Source organism: Streptomyces pseudovenezuelae, from assembly GCF_001513955.1.
In the GTDB taxonomy this organism is placed as follows: domain Bacteria; phylum Actinomycetota; class Actinomycetes; order Streptomycetales; family Streptomycetaceae; genus Streptomyces; species Streptomyces pseudovenezuelae.
Map to the genome: position 1 here is coordinate 712,714 of NZ_KQ948148.1, position 14,310 is coordinate 727,023.

The window sequence follows — 14,310 nt, forward strand, 5'->3', positions numbered from 1 at the left end:
GACGACCCCTACAGCCGCTCCAGCATCCGTTCGATCACCACGGCCACTCCGTCGTCGTTGTTGGCGACGGTCTGGCCGGAAGCGGCCGCGATCACGTCGGGGTGGGCGTTGCCCATCGCGTACGACTGCCCCGCCCAGGTGAGCATCTCGACATCGTTGGGCATGTCCCCGAAGGCGACGACCTGTTCGTGCGAGATCCCGCGCTCCGCGCAGCACAGGGCGAGCGTGCTGGCCTTGGAGACGCCGGGGCCGCTGATCTCCAGCAGGGCGCTGGGGCTGGACCGGGTGACGTTGGCACGCTCGCCGATGGCCAGGCGGGAGAGGGTGAGGAAGGCGTCCGGGTCGAGCGAGGGGTGGTAGGCGAGGATCTTGAGCACCGGCTCGGCGGCTCCGGGACCGTCCTCGGCCAGCAGTTCCTCGGCGGGGGCGAGGTTGTCCGGGATCTCCATGTGCAGCTTGGGGTAGTCGGGCTCCTGGTGGAAGCCGTACGTCTGCTCCACCGCGTACACCGTGCCGGGCGCCGCTTCCCGCAGCAGCCGTACGGCGTCCAGCGCGTTGTCCCGGGCCAGGTCGCGCACCTTCACGAAGCGGTGGGCGCCGGGGCCGCCGTGCAGGTCGACCACCGCGGCTCCGTTGCCGCAGATGGCGAGACCGTGGCCGTGGACGTGGTCGCTGACGACATCCATCCAGCGGGCGGGGCGGCCGGTGACGAAGAAGACCTCGATGCCGGCCTTTTCCGCGGCGGCGAGGGCCGCGACCGTACGGGGGGACACCGACTTGTCGTCGCGCAGCAGAGTGCCGTCGAGATCGGTGGCGATCAGGCGCGGCGGTATGCCGGCGGCCGGGGTCTCGGGCTGTCGAGTCGCTGAGGTCACCCGCTCATTCTCCCGCATATGCGTGCACGGCCGTGCGGGTGCCCGCACAGGTGAGACAGAGACGACGCGGGGGCGGACCCACCCGCCCCGGTGCCGTTGTCTCAGCCCAGTTGTGCCGGTGCCTCCATGGCGATCTGCTCGAAGACCTTCTGGTCGGCGGCGAAGTCCGAGTCGGGGATCGGCCAGTGGATCACGAGTTCCGTGAAGCCGAGTTCGCGGTGGCGGCCCGCGAAGTCGACGAACGCGTCCAGGGACTCCAGAGGGCGGCCGCGGTCAGGGGTGAAGCCGGTGAGCAGGATCTTGTCCAGGCTGTTCACGTCCCGGCCGAGTACCGCGCAGGCGTCGGTGAGCTTGTCGACCTGACCGCGGAGGGCCTGGCGGGACTGCTCGGGGGTGCCGTTCTCGTACAGCTTCGGGTCGCCGGTGGTCACCCACGCCTGTCCGTGGCGTGCGGCGAGCTTGAGGCCACGCGGTCCGGTGGCGGCCACGGCGAAGGGCAGCCGGGGCCGCTGGACGCAGCCCGGGATGTTGCGGGCCTCGTGCGCCGAGTAGAAGTCGCCCTCGTAGGACACGGAGTCCTCGGTGAGCAGGCGGTCGAGCAGCGGGACGAACTCGGCGAGCCGGTCGGCACGCTCGCGCGGGCTCCACGGATCCTGGCCGAGCGCGGTGGCGTCGAACCCGGTGCCGCCCGCGCCGATGCCGAGGGTGACACGGCCGCCGGAGATGTCGTCGAGGGTGATCAGTTCCTTGGCGAGGGTCACCGGGTGCCGGAAGTTCGGCGAGGTCACCAGGGTGCCCAGGCGCAGCCGTTCGGTGACGCCCGCGGCACCGGTCAGGGTGGGCACGGCACCGAACCAGGGACCGTCGCGGAAGGTGCGCCAGGACAGGTGGTCGTACGTGTAGCCGGTGTGGAAGCCGAGCTGTTCCGCGCGCTGCCATGTCTCGCGGCCCCCCTCGTTCCAGCGGCGGTGGGGGAGGATCACGGTACTCAGACGCAGACTCATGTGTCCGAGCGTAAGCGCCGGGCCCTGTTTCACGTGAAACAGTGACGCACGGTCACTGTACGCGGCCGCTGAGCCAGGGGCTGAGGCCGACCGGGATGAACTCCTTGTGCACGCGGTCGCCCGGAAGCGGCACCATCAGGAAGTGGCTGGGCGGGAAGCGGCGCGCTTTCACCCAGGCATGGCCCTCGTAGAGGGCGCGGAGGAAGGCGGGGACGTCGTCGCGGGCGACGTCGGGGCACTCGACTCCGTCGACGGTGATCAGGGCGTCGTCGTCCGGGAACAGGCGCACATCCACCCGGGGCCGACCGCCGAGTTCGACGTAGGCCTCGTGGGGCAGGGTGCCGTCCGGGTCGGTGGTGACGCCGATGCCTGCGGCGCTGCGGCGTGAGGTCTGGTCGGCGCCGATATCGTGGGTCACCTCGATGGCGAGGCCGTACTCGGCGGCGAGGGCGCGGAGCGCGGTGACTGCGGCCTCGGTGGTGGGCAACTGGTCCATACCACTGATCATGCCTGGAGGGGGGTCAGTGCGACTCGGGAAACCGCAGATAGCGCGGCGGTACGGCCCGGGTGAGCCAGACTCCGTTCGCGCTGACGTGGAAGACATGGCCGTCGCGGTGCATGGCCTGTGCGTCCACGGAGAGCACGACGGGGCGGCCGCGGCGGGCTCCTACCCGGGTCGCGGTGTCGCGGTCGGGAGACAGGTGCACGTCGTGCCGGTTCATGGGGCGCAGTCCCTCGGCGCGGATGGCGTCCAGGACGCGGGCCACGGTGCCGTGGTAGAGGTACGGCGGCGGGGTCGCCGGGGGCAGTCCGAGGTCGACCTCGACGCTGTGGCCCTGGCTGGCGCGGATGCGGGTGCCGTCGACGGCGAAGCGTTGTTTGTCGTTCGCGGCGACGACCTGGTCCAGTTCTGCACGGCTGATGCGGAAGTTGTGCGCGGCGGTCGCGGCCAGCAGGGCGTCGATCTCGACCCAGCCCGCCTCGTCGAGAGTGAGCCCGATCCGCTCGGGCTGGTGCCGCAGGTGTTTCGAGAGGTACTTCGACACCTTCACGGTGCGTCTTTCGTCCATGTCGCCAGGGTGCCGGGAGAGACGTGAATCACGCGAATGATTTTGGCCCGGATGTTTGGTCCACAACCAACTGTAGTTATCCACAGGCTACTTGGCGTTTCTGTGGACAACTCCCTGTCATGTCAGCCCCCTTCGCCAAGATCGACTGGGGGACGCTCACTTGACGTGAGCGCATCCAACTTCCTTGCCCGCACCTCCCGTTCAGCCGCCAGCGCGAAGAACTCCGCCACCCGCTCCGCCCCAACGAGCTCTTCCACAGCCCGCATCGTCTCCTCGGGCACGGCCACGGAACGTGACTCCGATCGCCCTGCGGGCCGCTCCCCCGTATCGAGGTGCTGCCGCAGCTGCCGTACCGCCAACAACCGCATGGCCCGAGCGAGTTCGGCGTCCACGGTCTGCTGGGCGAGGGGCCGCAGCCGGCGTACTAGAGAGGCCGCTTCGGAGGCGTCGGCCTCGGTCGGCCGGTGCGGTCCCTGCAGGTACCGGGCGAAGACGTGCTCGGTGGTGAACTCCAGGAAACGGGCGGCGATGTGCTCGACCTGCCCCCTCAACTCCCGCAGATGGCCCGAGATCGCGGAGAGCGGCACCCCGGACGCGTGCAACTCGGCTGCCACAGCTAGCTCTTGGGGGCTCGGCACGAGGAAGGAGCCCTCGTCCCCGGGCACCGGCTCCAGCACGCCGAGTTCCACCGCCTCGGCGACCGCTGCCTCGTCGGGGATGCCACCGAAGCGTGCGTCCAGTTCGGCGCGGGAGATGCGGACGGCCTCCTCGTCGGTCCACGGGCCGTCGACCTCGGCGACCAGCCCGAGGATCCCGCCGAGGCCGCGGCCGGAGTCGTAGGCCTCCAGGAGCTCCTTGATGGAGGCCAGGCCGTAGCCGCGGTCGAGGAGGTCGGCGACCTGCCGCAGCCGGGCGAGGTGGGAGTCGGTGTAGATGTTGGCGCGGCCGCGACGTTCGGGGCGGGGGAGCAGTCCGCGGTCCTGGTAGGCGCGGATGGTGCGGACGGTGGCGCCGCTGAGGTGGGCGAGGTCCTCGATCCGGTAGGCGGGGGTGTCGCTCACGAGGCCGCTCTCGCCGCCGGTGACCGCTTCAGGTATTCCACCGCACGGCTCAACGACCCTTCCCGAGACGGGTGGTAGGACCGCCGGAGGTATCGCGGGACGGCCGCGCCGAGCTCTCGCCAGGCGGGCAGCAGACCCTTTCGTACGGCCTTCTCGTGCTCTTTGAGGGAGTAGCGCAGCCGCCCGGCCAGCTGTGGATCGTGGCGCATGAGGTAGGCGGTGCCCCATACCCACAGGTACAGCATCACCGGGGCCGTCACCGCCATGCCGGCGATGCGGCGGGTGTAGCGGGCTGTGCCGGTGCCGCCGCAGTGCTGGTACATGTCGAAGGCGACCGCGCGGTGTTCGACCTCCTCTGCGCCGTGCCAGCGCAGCAGGTCGAGCATGACCTCGTCGGCGCCGGCCCGGTCGAGGCCGTCGGCGGCCAGGACCCAGTCGCCGAGCACCGCCGTGAACTGTTCGACCGCGGCGACGACCGACAACCGGAACCGCAGCCACTCGCGCGCGGGAATGGGCGCGTTGAGCGGTGGGCGCTCACCGAGCAGCCGCTCGAAGAGGAAGTCGGCGTACTTGGTGAAGTCGGCGGTGTCGAGCCGCTGGGCCGCCAAGTGGTCCAGCACGTGCGTGTGCTGGACGCTGTGCGTGGCCTCCTGGCCCATGAACCCCTTGACGTCGGCGCGGAGTCCGGGGTCCGTGATCAGCGGCAGGCCCTCCTTGAAGACCTTCACGAACCAGCGCTCCCCCGCCGGCAGCAGCAGGTGCAGGACGTTGATGACGTGGGTGGCGGTGGGCTCGCCGGGGATCCAGTGCAGGGGTGTGCGGGACCAGTCGAAGGCGACGCGGCGCGGGGCGATCTCGTGGGTCACGTCGGCGGCTCCAGCCGTGCGATCGCGCGCAGTGCCTTCGGCGCCCACCGGGCCAGGGCGTGGGCGCCGCGGGCCTCCGGGGTGACCGGTACGACGGCCTGGTTGCGCACGACCGCTCTCAGGATGGCGTCGGCGACCTTCTCGGGCGGGTAGTTCCGCAGCTGGTAGAGGCGGGCCGTGCGCTTCTGGCGGCGCTTCTCCTCGGCGGCGTCGAGGCCCGCGAAGCGCGCGGTGGAGGTGATGGCGGTGTTGACGAAGCCGGGGCAGATCGCCGAGACACCGATCCCCCGGCCGGCCAGTTCGGCGCGCAGGCTCTCGCTGAGCATGAGGACGGCGGCCTTGGAGGTGCCGTAGGCGGACAGCGCCCTGGAGGGCTGGTAGGCGGCCGCTGACGCGATGTTGACGATGTGGCCGCCCTGTCCGCGCTCGGCCATCTGCCTGCCGAAGAGCCGGCAGCCGTGGATGACGCCCCACAGATTGACGTCGAGGACCTTCTTCCAGTCCTCGGTGGTGGTGTCGAAGAAGGAGCCGCCGATGCCGATGCCGGCGTTGTTGACCAGGACGTCCACCACGCCGTACTCGGCGGTGACCTTGGCGGCGAGTTTCTCCATGGCCTGTTCGTCGGAGACGTCCACGGTCTCCGCCCAGGCCTCGGGAGCGCCGAGCAGCCGGGACAGCTCGGCGGTGCGGGCGGCGGACTCGGTGTCCCGGTCGACGGCGACCACGCGCGCGCCGGCCTCGGCGAAGGCGAACGCGGTGGCCCGTCCGATGCCGCTGCCCGCGCCCGTGACGAGGACGAGCTGCCCGCCGAACCGGTCGGCGTGCTTCCCGGTCGCCTGTACGGTGCTCCGGCCGCCTTCGACGGAGGTCACGAACTCCGTGATCCACGCCGACAGCTGGTCGGGCCGGGAGCGGGGGATCCAGTGCTTGGCGGGCAGCGTGCGCCGGGTCAGCCGCGGGGCCCACTGCTCCAGGCCGTCGTAGAGCTTCTCCGAGAGGAACGCGTCCCCCAGGGGCGTGATGAGCTGCACGGGTGCGTGGGCGTACGCGTCGGGGCGCGGGTGGCGCAGCCGGGCCCGGATGTTGTCGCGGTACAGCCAGGCGCCGTGGGCCGCGTCGGTGGGCAGCGAGGCGGTCGGGTAGCCGTCGGCGGGGATCTTCTCGGCGCGCTCCAGTACGCGCGGCCAGACCTTGCCGAGCGGGCCGCGCCAGGCCAGTTCGGGCAGGGCGGGGGTGTGCAGTGCGTACACGTACCAGGACTTGGCGCCCTGGCCGAGGAGCTGGCCGACGCGGCGCGGGGTGGGGCGCTTGAGGCGGCCCGCGATCCAGTGGCCGAAGTGGTCGAGGGAGGGTCCGGACATCGAGGTGAAGGACGCGATGCGGCCCTCGGTGCGCCGGACGGTGACGAACTCCCAGGCCTGCACCGAGCCCCAGTCGTGTCCGACCAGGTGGACGGGCCGGTCCGGGCTGACGGCGTCCGCGACGGCCAGGAAGTCGTCCGTCAGCTTCTCCAGGGTGAACCCTCCGCGCAGCGGCTCGGGTGCCGTGGAGCGGCCGTGGCCGCGGACGTCGTAGAGGACGACGTGGAAGCGGCCGGCGAGGCGGGCGGCGACGTCGGACCAGACCTCCTTGCTGTCCGGGTAGCCGTGCACCAGGATCACGGTCGGCTGTCGGGGGTCGCCCAGTTCGGCCACGCACAGGTCGACTCCGCCGGTGCGTACCCGGCGCTCGCGCGCATCGTCGAGCAAGGTCACTTCTCCTCCGCCCAGCGCCGCACGTGCGGCAGGTCGTCGTCCAGCCAGAAAGCGCTCTGCTCGGGATCCCGGGAGTCGGTGACGACCAGGATCTCCTCGAACTTGGCGCCGGTGCCCCGGAATCCGAGGTGCGGTTCGACCGCCCACAGGCCCGGCTGCGGCGGGTGGTCGGAGAAGCGGTACGGCGACCACAGGGGCGACCAGCCCTCCCGGTGACCGTGCAGCGCGTCGGCGGCCAGGCCTTTCAGGGACTGGGTGCCGAACCCGAGGACATGCGGTGACCAGCGGCGCTGCTTGACCTGGTCGACCTTGTGGGCGATCACGCCGAAGGGGTACGCGCGGTGCCGGTTGGCGTAGCCCTGGCGGACCATGAGGCGGTCGACGTCCTCGTAGATCTCGCGCAGCGGCCGCCGCTCACGGACCTCGCGCAGGATCAGCTCGCGGTGCGCCTCCAGGTCGGCCATCAGCCGGTCCTGGACCGGGTTGACGCCGAGCGAGCCGGAGTAGCCGATGTCCGCGGTGCAGCCCCCGTGGACCGGGGCCATGTCCAGGATGAACGGCATCCCGGGCTCCAGTCGGCGGTCGGTGGGGAAGAACTGGAGCGGCACGCGGAAGCCGGTGAACGCCGTGCGGTCGCCGAACCAGGCGAAGGGCAGGTGGAACCAGTCCCGCACGCCCCGCTCGCGCAGCCACTCGCGCTGCATCCGGGCGGCCTGCCGCTCGCTCACGCCGGGCTCCAGGCGGGCCGCGACCGCCTCCGCGCAGTCGTACGCGAGCCGCTGGACCTGCCTGAACCCCCGCAATCGGGTGGAGAGTTCGCTGTTCACTGCTGTGGTCATGCCGCCTCGTCCCCGTCGACCGCGGTACGTGCCCGTAACGTGACACTGGCGAATGTGACAGTCATTGGAGGCTGCGTCAATAGGGCCCGGACCGGGCTGTGGAAAAACCCGCCGACGGGGAAAACGGCGGCCGCGTTGTTGGACTTCAGGGTGACCCCTAGGTGCCCGTACCTCTGGAGTCTGATGCCGATGCAGCTCTGCGGGGTGACGACCTGAGTGGTCCGCGTCACTACTGTCGGGGATGTGACTGTGATCGCGACCGAAAGCCTGAGCAAGCGGTTCCCCCGGGTGACCGCGCTTGACCGGCTCTCCTTGGACGTCGGACCCGGTGTTACCGGACTCGTCGGCGCCAACGGAGCCGGCAAGTCCACCATGATCAAGATCCTGCTGGGTCTGTCCCCCGCGTCCGAGGGCCGTGCCGAAGTGCTCGGGCTCGATGTCGCGACCAAGGGCGCCGCCATCCGTGAGCGGGTCGGCTACATGCCGGAGCACGACTGCCTGCCGCCCGACGTCTCGGCCACCGAGTTCGTCGTGCACATGGCCCGCATGTCCGGCCTGCCGCCCACCGCCGCGCGTGAGCGCACCGCGGACACCCTGCGCCATGTCGGCCTGTACGAGGAGCGCTACCGCCCCATCGGCGGCTACTCGACCGGCATGAAGCAGCGCGTGAAGCTCGCGCAGGCCCTGGTGCACGACCCCCAGCTGGTCTTCCTCGACGAGCCGACCAACGGCCTCGACCCGGTCGGCCGCGACGACATGCTGGGCCTGATCCGCCGTATCTACACCGATTTCGGCATCTCGGTCCTGGTCACCTCGCACCTGCTGGGCGAGCTGGAGCGCACCTGCGACCACGTCGTCGTCATCGACGGCGGCAAGCTCCTGCGCTCCAGCTCCACCACCGACTTCACCCAGACCACGACGACCCTCGCGGTCGAGGTCACCGACACCGACGAGCACCCGGACGGCACCCGCGCGGTGCGCGAGGCGCTCCAGGCGCGCGGTGTGGAGGTCCTCGACTCCCAGAGCGGGCTGCCGGGCGCCGGCCACATCCTGCTGCTGACCGCGCAGGGCGAGGAGACCTACGACGTCGTCCGGGACCTCGTCGCCGATCTCGGCCTGGGCCTGGTCCGCATGGAGCAGCGCAGGCACCACATCTCGGAAGTCTTCACCAACGAGGACGAGCAGCGGAAGGAGGCCGTCGGCCATGGCAGTTGAGCACCCGGTCACCGTCCCCTCGGGTGACCAGACCCGCATCCACAACATCGGCTACCGCACCTACGACGGCCCCCGGCTCGGCCGTTCCTACGCCACCCGCTCGCTGTACTCGCAGTCCCTGCGCGGCGCCTACGGCCTCGGCCGTTCGGTGAAGTCCAAGGTGCTGCCGATGCTGCTGTTCGTCGTGATGTGCGTGCCCGCGGCCATCATGGTGGCCGTCGCGGTCGCCACGAAGGCGCACGACCTGCCCGTCGACTACACGCGGTACGCGATCATCATGCAGGCCGTCATCAGCCTGTACGTGGCCTCGCAGGCTCCTCAGTCCGTCTCGCGCGACCTGCGCTTCAAGACCGTGCCGCTGTACTTCTCGCGGCCCATCGAGACGGCGGACTACGTGCGCGCCAAGTACGCGGCGCTGGCCTCGGCGATGTTCATCCTGACCGCCGCCCCGCTGATCGTGCTCTATGTGGGCGCGCTCCTGGCCAAGCTGGACTTCGCCGACCAGACCAAGGGGTTCGGCCAGGGCCTCGTCTCGGTGGCGCTGCTCTCGCTGCTCTTCGCCGGTATCGGCCTGGTCATCGCGTCGGTCACTCCGCGCCGCGGCTTCGGCATCGCGGCCGTGATCGCCGTCATGACCATCTCCTATGGCGCGGTCTCCACCCTCCAGGCCATCGCCGACGCCCAGGGCAGCTCCAGTGCCGTCCCGTGGATCGGCCTGTTCTCGCCGGTCACGCTCATCGACGGACTGCAGTCCGCGTTCCTCGGCGCGAACTCGGCGTTCCCGGGAGCGGTCGGTCCGTCGAACGGCGAGGGCGTGGTCTACGTCCTGGCCGTCCTCGGCCTGATCGCCGCCAGCTACGGCCTGCTGATGCGCCGCTACAAGAAGGTGGGACTGTGACCACGCTCCAGATCGACCATGTCTCCCGCTGGTTCGGCAACGTGGTCGCCGTCAACGACATCACCATGACGATCGGCCCCGGCGTCACCGGCCTCCTGGGCCCCAACGGCGCCGGCAAGTCCACCCTCATCAACATGATGGGCGGCTTCCTCGCCCCCTCCACCGGCACCGTCACCCTCGACGGACAGCAGGTGTGGCGCAACGAGGAGATCTACAAGCACATCGGCATCGTCCCCGAGCGCGAGGCGATGTACGACTTCCTCACCGGGCGCGAGTTCGTCGTCGCCAACGCCGAGCTGCACGGCCTCGGCGCCAAGGCCGCCCAGAAGGCGCTGGCCACGGTCGAGATGGAGTACGCGCAGGACCGCAAGATCTCGACGTACTCCAAGGGCATGCGCCAGCGCGTGAAGATGGCGAGCGCGCTCGTCCACGACCCCTCGCTGCTCCTGCTCGACGAGCCCTTCAACGGCATGGACCCGCGCCAGCGGATGCAGCTCATGGACCTGCTGCGGCGCATGGGCGACGAGGGCCGCACCGTGCTGTTCTCCTCGCACATCCTGGAGGAGGTCGAGCAGCTCGCCTGGCACATCGAGGTGGTCGTCGCGGGCCGGCACGCGGCCAGTGGCGACTTCCGCAGGATCCGCCGCCTGATGACCGACCGTCCGCACCGCTATCTGGTGCGTTCCAGCGACGACCGCGCCCTCGCGGCCGCGCTCATCGCCGACCCGTCGACGTCCGGCATCGAGGTCGACCTGGCGGAGGGCGCGTTGCGCGTGCAGGCCGTCGACTTCGGCCGTTTCACCACGCTGCTGCCCAAGGTCGCGCGCGACCACGGCATCCGACTGCTCACGGTCTCGCCCTCCGACGAGTCCCTCGAGTCCGTCTTCTCGTATCTCGTCGCGGCGTAGGAGGCCGAAAGATGTACGACCCCACAGTCGCCCGACTCACCTACCGGGCCCTGCTCGGCCGCCGCAGGGCCCTCATCCTGGGCGCCCTGCCCCTGCTGTTGATCGTGATCTCCGTGATCGTGCGCGCCCTGGTCGGCGCCGACGATCAGACCGCGTCCGACCTGCTGGGCGGGCTCGCGCTCGCCACCATGGTGCCGATCATCGGCGTCATCGCGGGCACCGGGGCGATCGGCCCGGAGATCGACGACGGTTCGGTGGTGTACCTGCTGTCCAAGCCGGTCAAGCGGCCGACGATCATCTTCACCAAGCTGATCGTGGCGATCGCCGTGACGATGGTGTTCTCGGCCCTTCCGACGCTGATCGCGGGCCTCATCCTCAACGGCAACGGCCAGCAGATCGCCGTCGCCTACACGGTGGCCGCGCTGGTCTCCTCGATCGCCTACGCGGCGCTCTTCCTGCTGCTCGGCACGGTGTCCCGGCACGCGGTGGTCTTCGGTCTGGTCTACGCGCTGGTCTGGGAGGCCCTGTTCGGCTCCCTGGTCGCCGGGGCGAAGACCCTGAGCGTCCAGCAGTGGTCGCTGGCCGTCGCCCACAAGGTCGCGGGCGGGGACCTGGTCACCTCGGACGTCTCCCTGCCGACGGCCACCGTCCTGCTGGTCGTGGTGACCGTCCTCGCGACCTGGTACGCGGGACAGAAGCTGCGGTCGCTGACGCTGGCGGGCGAGGAGTAAGCGCCCCTGACGTCCCGCTTATTGACCGGGACTTCACCGATGTCCGGTCACACTGGACAAAGGGGAACGTCGGGCTGCGAGTCGAAGGGAACGGGCATGGCAGACGACTGGGACGACCTCGTGCTGGACGAGGACTTCATACGGTCCGCGGGGACGACCGAGCCGTCTGCCCGCGCCCGGATGCTGGCGGCGCGCTGGCGTGACGAGGAGCCCGAACCGCAGCCCTGGCGCTCCGACGAGCCGCCCGCCGGGTGGTTCTTCAGCAAGCGCCGACGGCGGTGGCGGCGTCGCTAGCCTCGAACACACGGCCGCATTTAATCGGTGGCGCCCAACTCGTCGTACCGGCACAGTGGTTGTGTCCACACCGCCGGACGACCCTCCGGCGCCACGTTCTGGGAGAGGAGCCGGACGACGTCCCTGCACGGCAGTACGTCCAGCTCCCGTCAGGGCGGCCCGCGGAGGACTCCGGTGTAGTTACGCCACCGTGGAGTCCAGCGCAGGAACCGCCCGGGGCGGCCGCTTCGAGCACGCGACGTCGCTCTCGCGTGAGGCCGCCCACCCGGAGGATTGGCCGAGTGGTAAGGCACCGGCTTGCTAAGCCGTGGTCGGGCCTGGAAAGCCCGCGCACGTTCGATTCGTGCATCCTCCGCAAGACGTTGCCGGCCCGTCGACGCGCTCCCGGCCCAGCCGGACAGCGCGCGGCCGTCAGCCCAGCAAGCGCTCCAGCACCACCGCGATTCCGTCCTCCTCGTTGGAGGACGTCACCTCGTCGGCCACCGCCTTGAGTTCCTCGTGTGCGTCCGCCATGGCCACGGCGTACGAGGCCCAGGCGAACATCGGGATGTCGTTGGGCATGTCGCCGAAGGCGATCGTGTCCACCGCCTTCACGCCCAGGCGGCGGGCGGCCAAGGACAGGCCCGTGGCCTTGGACAGGCCCAGCGGGAGCAGTTCGACGATGCCCTCGCCCGACAGCGCGACCGACACGAACCCGCCGGCGGCCCGCAGAGCGGCCTGCGCCAGTTCGTCGTCCGACAGCTCGGGATGCTGTATGTAGATCTTGTTCAGCGGGGCGGCCCACAGATCCGACGCGTCCGTGAACGGCGTCGACGGCAGGGCGCCCGTCACCGCGTACCCCGGCCCCACCAGCACGTCGCCGTCGAGGCCGTCACGGCTCGCCGCCAGGTACAGCGGGCCGACCTCCGCCTCGATCTTCGCGAGGGCCACTCCGGCGAGCTGCCGGTCCAGCGTCACCGACGTCAGCAGACGGTGTTCACCGGCGTGGTACACCTGTGCGCCCTGGCCGCAGACCGCGAGACCGTCGTAGCCGAGGTCGTCGAGGATGTGCCGGGTCCACGGGACGCCGCGTCCGGTCACGACGATGTGGGCGGCGCCCGCCGCGGTGGCCGCGGCGAGCGCGTCACGGGTGCGCTGCGAGACCGACTCGTCGGAGCGCAGGAGCGTTCCGTCGAGGTCGGTCGCGATCAGCCGGTACGGAAAGGGCCGGCTCACTTGGCGACCGGCTCCAGCAGCTCCCGGCCGCCCAGGTAGGGACGCAGCACCTCGGGCACCCGCACCGAACCGTCGGCCAGCTGGTGGTTCTCCAGGATCGCCACGATGGTGCGCGGTACGGCGCACAGCGTGCCGTTGAGCGTGGCCAGCGGCTGGACCTTCTTGCCGTCGCGCATGCGGACGGACAGGCGGCGGGCCTGGAAGCCGTCGCAGTTGGAGGCCGAGGTCAGCTCACGGTACTTGCCCTGGGTCGGGATCCACGCCTCGCAGTCGTACTTGCGGGAGGCGGAGGAGCCGAGGTCGCCCGAGGCCACGTCGATGACCTGGAACGGCAGTTCAAGACCGGTCAGCCACTGCTTCTCCCAGTCCAGGAGCCGCTTGTGCTCGTTCTCCGCGTCCTCGGGGGCGACGTACGAGAACATCTCGACCTTGTCGAACTGGTGCACGCGGAAGATGCCCCGGGTGTCCTTGCCGTAGGTGCCGGCCTCGCGGCGGAAGCACGGCGAGAAGCCGGCGTAGCGCAGCGGCAGCTTGTCGGCGTCCAGGATCTCGTCCATGTGGTACGCGGCGAGCGGGACCTCGGAGGTGCCGACCAGGTAGTAGTCGTCCTTCTCCAGGTGGTAGACGTTCTCCGCGGCCTGGCCGAGGAAGCCGGTGCCCTCCATGGCGCGCGGGCGGACCAGTGCGGGGGTGAGCATCGGGGTGAAGCCGGCCTCGGTGGCCTGCGCGATCGCCGCGTTGACGAGGGCGAGCTCCAGGAGCGCGCCGACGCCGGTGAGGTAGTAGAAGCGCGAGCCGGACACCTTGGCGCCGCGCTCGACGTCGATGGCGCCCAGCGCCTCGCCGAGCTCCAGGTGGTCCTTGGGCTCGAAGCCCTCGGCACCGAAGTCGCGGATGGTGCCGTGCGTCTCCAGGACGACGAAGTCCTCCTCGCCGCCGACGGGGACGTCGGGGTGGACGAGGTTGCCGAGCTGCAGGGCGAGACGCTTGGTCTCGTCGTCGGCGTCGTGCTGAGCGGCCTCGGCGGCCTTGACGTCGGCCTTGAGCTGCTCCGCCTTCTGGAGCAGCTCGGCGCGCTCCTCCGGAGTGGCCTTGGGGATGAGCTTGCCGAGCGACTTCTGCTCGGAACGCAGCTCGTCGAAGCGGACGCCGGACGACCTGCGCCGCTCGTCGGCAGACAGGAGGGCGTCGACGAGGGCGACGTCCTCTCCACGGGCGCGCTGGGAGGCGCGCACTCGGTCGGGGTCCTCACGGAGCAGGCGAAGGTCAATCACGCGGCCAAGGCTACCGGTGCGGGGATACGGCCCACGACTCACTATTCCCAGCCGTACCGAATCGTGTCTTACGTACCGCTATGGGTGAATTGCGGAGCGTGTCAATGAAAGGGGCGCCGGGTCCCCGGGACGAAGCATGGGCGGGGAGTCGGGTTGACTGGACTCCCTTGCGGCGAGCGGGACTTGGCGTGCGGTTGTCCACAGGAATCCACACCCCTCGAAAAGTTATCCACAGGGTGTGCGGGAGGTCTGTGGATTTCGGAATTGATCACTCCGAAACCTGGGGATCACGTCGAGGATTCCCCT

15 protein-coding genes and 1 tRNA gene are annotated in these 14,310 nt (G+C 70.3%); 6 read left to right on the forward strand and 10 right to left on the reverse strand.

Going from position 1 to position 14,310, the window contains the following annotated elements; genetic code table 11:
- Nucleotides 1-8: 8 nt before the first annotated feature.
- The 8 genes from AQI94_RS23520 to AQI94_RS23555 all read right to left on the reverse strand — a co-directional run bounded on the left by AQI94_RS23520 (nucleotide 9) and on the right by AQI94_RS23555 (nucleotide 7,469).
- Nucleotides 9-893: a Cof-type HAD-IIB family hydrolase gene (locus tag AQI94_RS23520; RefSeq protein WP_199814308.1), complete on the reverse strand. Its 885-nt coding sequence runs from the start codon at nucleotides 891-893 to the stop codon at nucleotides 9-11.
- Between the two features lie 83 nt (nucleotides 894-976).
- Nucleotides 977-1,879, reverse strand: a complete 903-nt coding sequence (locus tag AQI94_RS23525) for an LLM class flavin-dependent oxidoreductase (protein WP_031042253.1) — start codon at nucleotides 1,877-1,879, stop codon at nucleotides 977-979.
- A gap of 52 nt (nucleotides 1,880-1,931) precedes the next feature.
- Nucleotides 1,932-2,375 carry a hypothetical protein gene (locus AQI94_RS23530; RefSeq protein WP_225890246.1) on the reverse strand — a complete coding sequence of 148 codons (444 nt, stop codon included), beginning with the start codon at nucleotides 2,373-2,375 and terminating at the stop codon, nucleotides 1,932-1,934.
- A 25-nt stretch (nucleotides 2,376-2,400) separates the two neighbouring features.
- Nucleotides 2,401-2,949, reverse strand: coding sequence for an RNA 2'-phosphotransferase (locus tag AQI94_RS23535; RefSeq protein WP_031042246.1), 549 nt, complete (start codon nucleotides 2,947-2,949; stop codon nucleotides 2,401-2,403).
- 122 nt (nucleotides 2,950-3,071) lie between these two features.
- Nucleotides 3,072-4,010 carry a MerR family transcriptional regulator gene (locus tag AQI94_RS23540; protein WP_031042243.1) on the reverse strand — a complete coding sequence of 313 codons (939 nt, stop codon included), beginning with the start codon at nucleotides 4,008-4,010 and terminating at the stop codon, nucleotides 3,072-3,074.
- Nucleotides 4,007-4,876, reverse strand: a complete 870-nt coding sequence (locus AQI94_RS23545; protein ID WP_031042240.1) for a metal-dependent hydrolase — start codon at nucleotides 4,874-4,876, stop codon at nucleotides 4,007-4,009. The genes AQI94_RS23540 and AQI94_RS23545 overlap by 4 nt, the downstream gene beginning before the upstream one ends.
- On the reverse strand, nucleotides 4,873-6,630 hold the full coding sequence (locus tag AQI94_RS23550) for an SDR family oxidoreductase (protein ID WP_031042239.1): 1,758 nt from the start codon (nucleotides 6,628-6,630) through the stop codon (nucleotides 4,873-4,875). The genes AQI94_RS23545 and AQI94_RS23550 overlap by 4 nt, the downstream gene beginning before the upstream one ends.
- Complete coding sequence (locus AQI94_RS23555; protein ID WP_031042236.1) at nucleotides 6,627-7,469, reverse strand: M24 family metallopeptidase; 843 nt, start codon at nucleotides 7,467-7,469, stop codon at nucleotides 6,627-6,629. Before AQI94_RS23555 ends, AQI94_RS23550 begins: the two co-directional genes overlap by 4 nt.
- Before the next feature lie 249 nt (nucleotides 7,470-7,718).
- On the opposite strand from AQI94_RS23555, the gene AQI94_RS23565 reads away from it, so the two are divergent.
- The 6 genes from AQI94_RS23565 (at nucleotide 7,719) to AQI94_RS23590 (ending at nucleotide 11,870) form a co-directional block, all read left to right on the forward strand.
- Nucleotides 7,719-8,684 (forward strand): ABC transporter ATP-binding protein, encoded by a 966-nt coding sequence (locus AQI94_RS23565; RefSeq protein WP_031042233.1) that lies wholly within the window; start codon nucleotides 7,719-7,721, stop codon nucleotides 8,682-8,684.
- Nucleotides 8,674-9,582, forward strand: coding sequence for a membrane protein (locus AQI94_RS23570; RefSeq protein ID WP_031042232.1), 909 nt, complete (start codon nucleotides 8,674-8,676; stop codon nucleotides 9,580-9,582). Before AQI94_RS23565 ends, AQI94_RS23570 begins: the two co-directional genes overlap by 11 nt.
- Nucleotides 9,579-10,490, forward strand: coding sequence for an ABC transporter ATP-binding protein (locus AQI94_RS23575; protein WP_031042231.1), 912 nt, complete (start codon nucleotides 9,579-9,581; stop codon nucleotides 10,488-10,490). Before AQI94_RS23570 ends, AQI94_RS23575 begins: the two co-directional genes overlap by 4 nt.
- Nucleotides 10,491-10,501: 11 nt before the next feature.
- The gene (locus AQI94_RS23580) at nucleotides 10,502-11,221 is read left to right on the forward strand and encodes an ABC transporter permease subunit (protein WP_031042230.1); all 720 of its coding nucleotides are present in this window, start codon (nucleotides 10,502-10,504) and stop codon (nucleotides 11,219-11,221) included.
- Between the two features lie 39 nt (nucleotides 11,222-11,260).
- Nucleotides 11,261-11,515 (forward strand): SGM_3592 family protein, encoded by a 255-nt coding sequence (locus tag AQI94_RS23585; RefSeq protein WP_455680399.1) that lies wholly within the window; start codon nucleotides 11,261-11,263, stop codon nucleotides 11,513-11,515.
- Between the two features lie 267 nt (nucleotides 11,516-11,782).
- Nucleotides 11,783-11,870: transfer RNA gene (locus AQI94_RS23590), tRNA-Ser, on the forward strand.
- A gap of 56 nt (nucleotides 11,871-11,926) precedes the next feature.
- On the opposite strand, the gene AQI94_RS23595 is transcribed toward AQI94_RS23590, so the two are convergent.
- Both AQI94_RS23595 and serS read right to left on the reverse strand, forming a co-directional pair.
- Nucleotides 11,927-12,730: an HAD family hydrolase gene (locus tag AQI94_RS23595; RefSeq protein WP_031042229.1), complete on the reverse strand. Its 804-nt coding sequence runs from the start codon at nucleotides 12,728-12,730 to the stop codon at nucleotides 11,927-11,929.
- Nucleotides 12,727-14,004 carry a serine--tRNA ligase gene (gene serS, locus AQI94_RS23600; RefSeq protein ID WP_031042228.1) on the reverse strand — a complete coding sequence of 426 codons (1,278 nt, stop codon included), beginning with the start codon at nucleotides 14,002-14,004 and terminating at the stop codon, nucleotides 12,727-12,729. The genes AQI94_RS23595 and serS overlap by 4 nt, the downstream gene beginning before the upstream one ends.
- Between the last annotated feature and the right edge of the window lie 306 nt (nucleotides 14,005-14,310).

What these genes read in the sequence shown, in the direction of transcription:
- AQI94_RS23555 (WP_031042236.1), bottom strand. Translation starts at nt 7,469, where the DNA reads ATGACCACAGCAGTGAACAGCGAACTCTCCACCCGATTGCGGGGGTTC.
- AQI94_RS23520 (WP_199814308.1), bottom strand. Translation starts at nt 893, where the DNA reads ATGCGGGAGAATGAGCGGGTGACCTCAGCGACTCGACAGCCCGAGACC.
- AQI94_RS23530 (WP_225890246.1), bottom strand. Translation starts at nt 2,375, where the DNA reads ATGGACCAGTTGCCCACCACCGAGGCCGCAGTCACCGCGCTCCGCGCC.
- AQI94_RS23535 (WP_031042246.1), bottom strand. Translation starts at nt 2,949, where the DNA reads ATGGACGAAAGACGCACCGTGAAGGTGTCGAAGTACCTCTCGAAACAC.
- AQI94_RS23570 (WP_031042232.1), top strand. Translation starts at nt 8,674, where the DNA reads ATGGCAGTTGAGCACCCGGTCACCGTCCCCTCGGGTGACCAGACCCGC.
- AQI94_RS23580 (WP_031042230.1), top strand. Translation starts at nt 10,502, where the DNA reads ATGTACGACCCCACAGTCGCCCGACTCACCTACCGGGCCCTGCTCGGC.
- AQI94_RS23585 (WP_455680399.1), top strand. Translation starts at nt 11,261, where the DNA reads ATGTCCGGTCACACTGGACAAAGGGGAACGTCGGGCTGCGAGTCGAAG.
- AQI94_RS23525 (WP_031042253.1), bottom strand. Translation starts at nt 1,879, where the DNA reads ATGAGTCTGCGTCTGAGTACCGTGATCCTCCCCCACCGCCGCTGGAAC.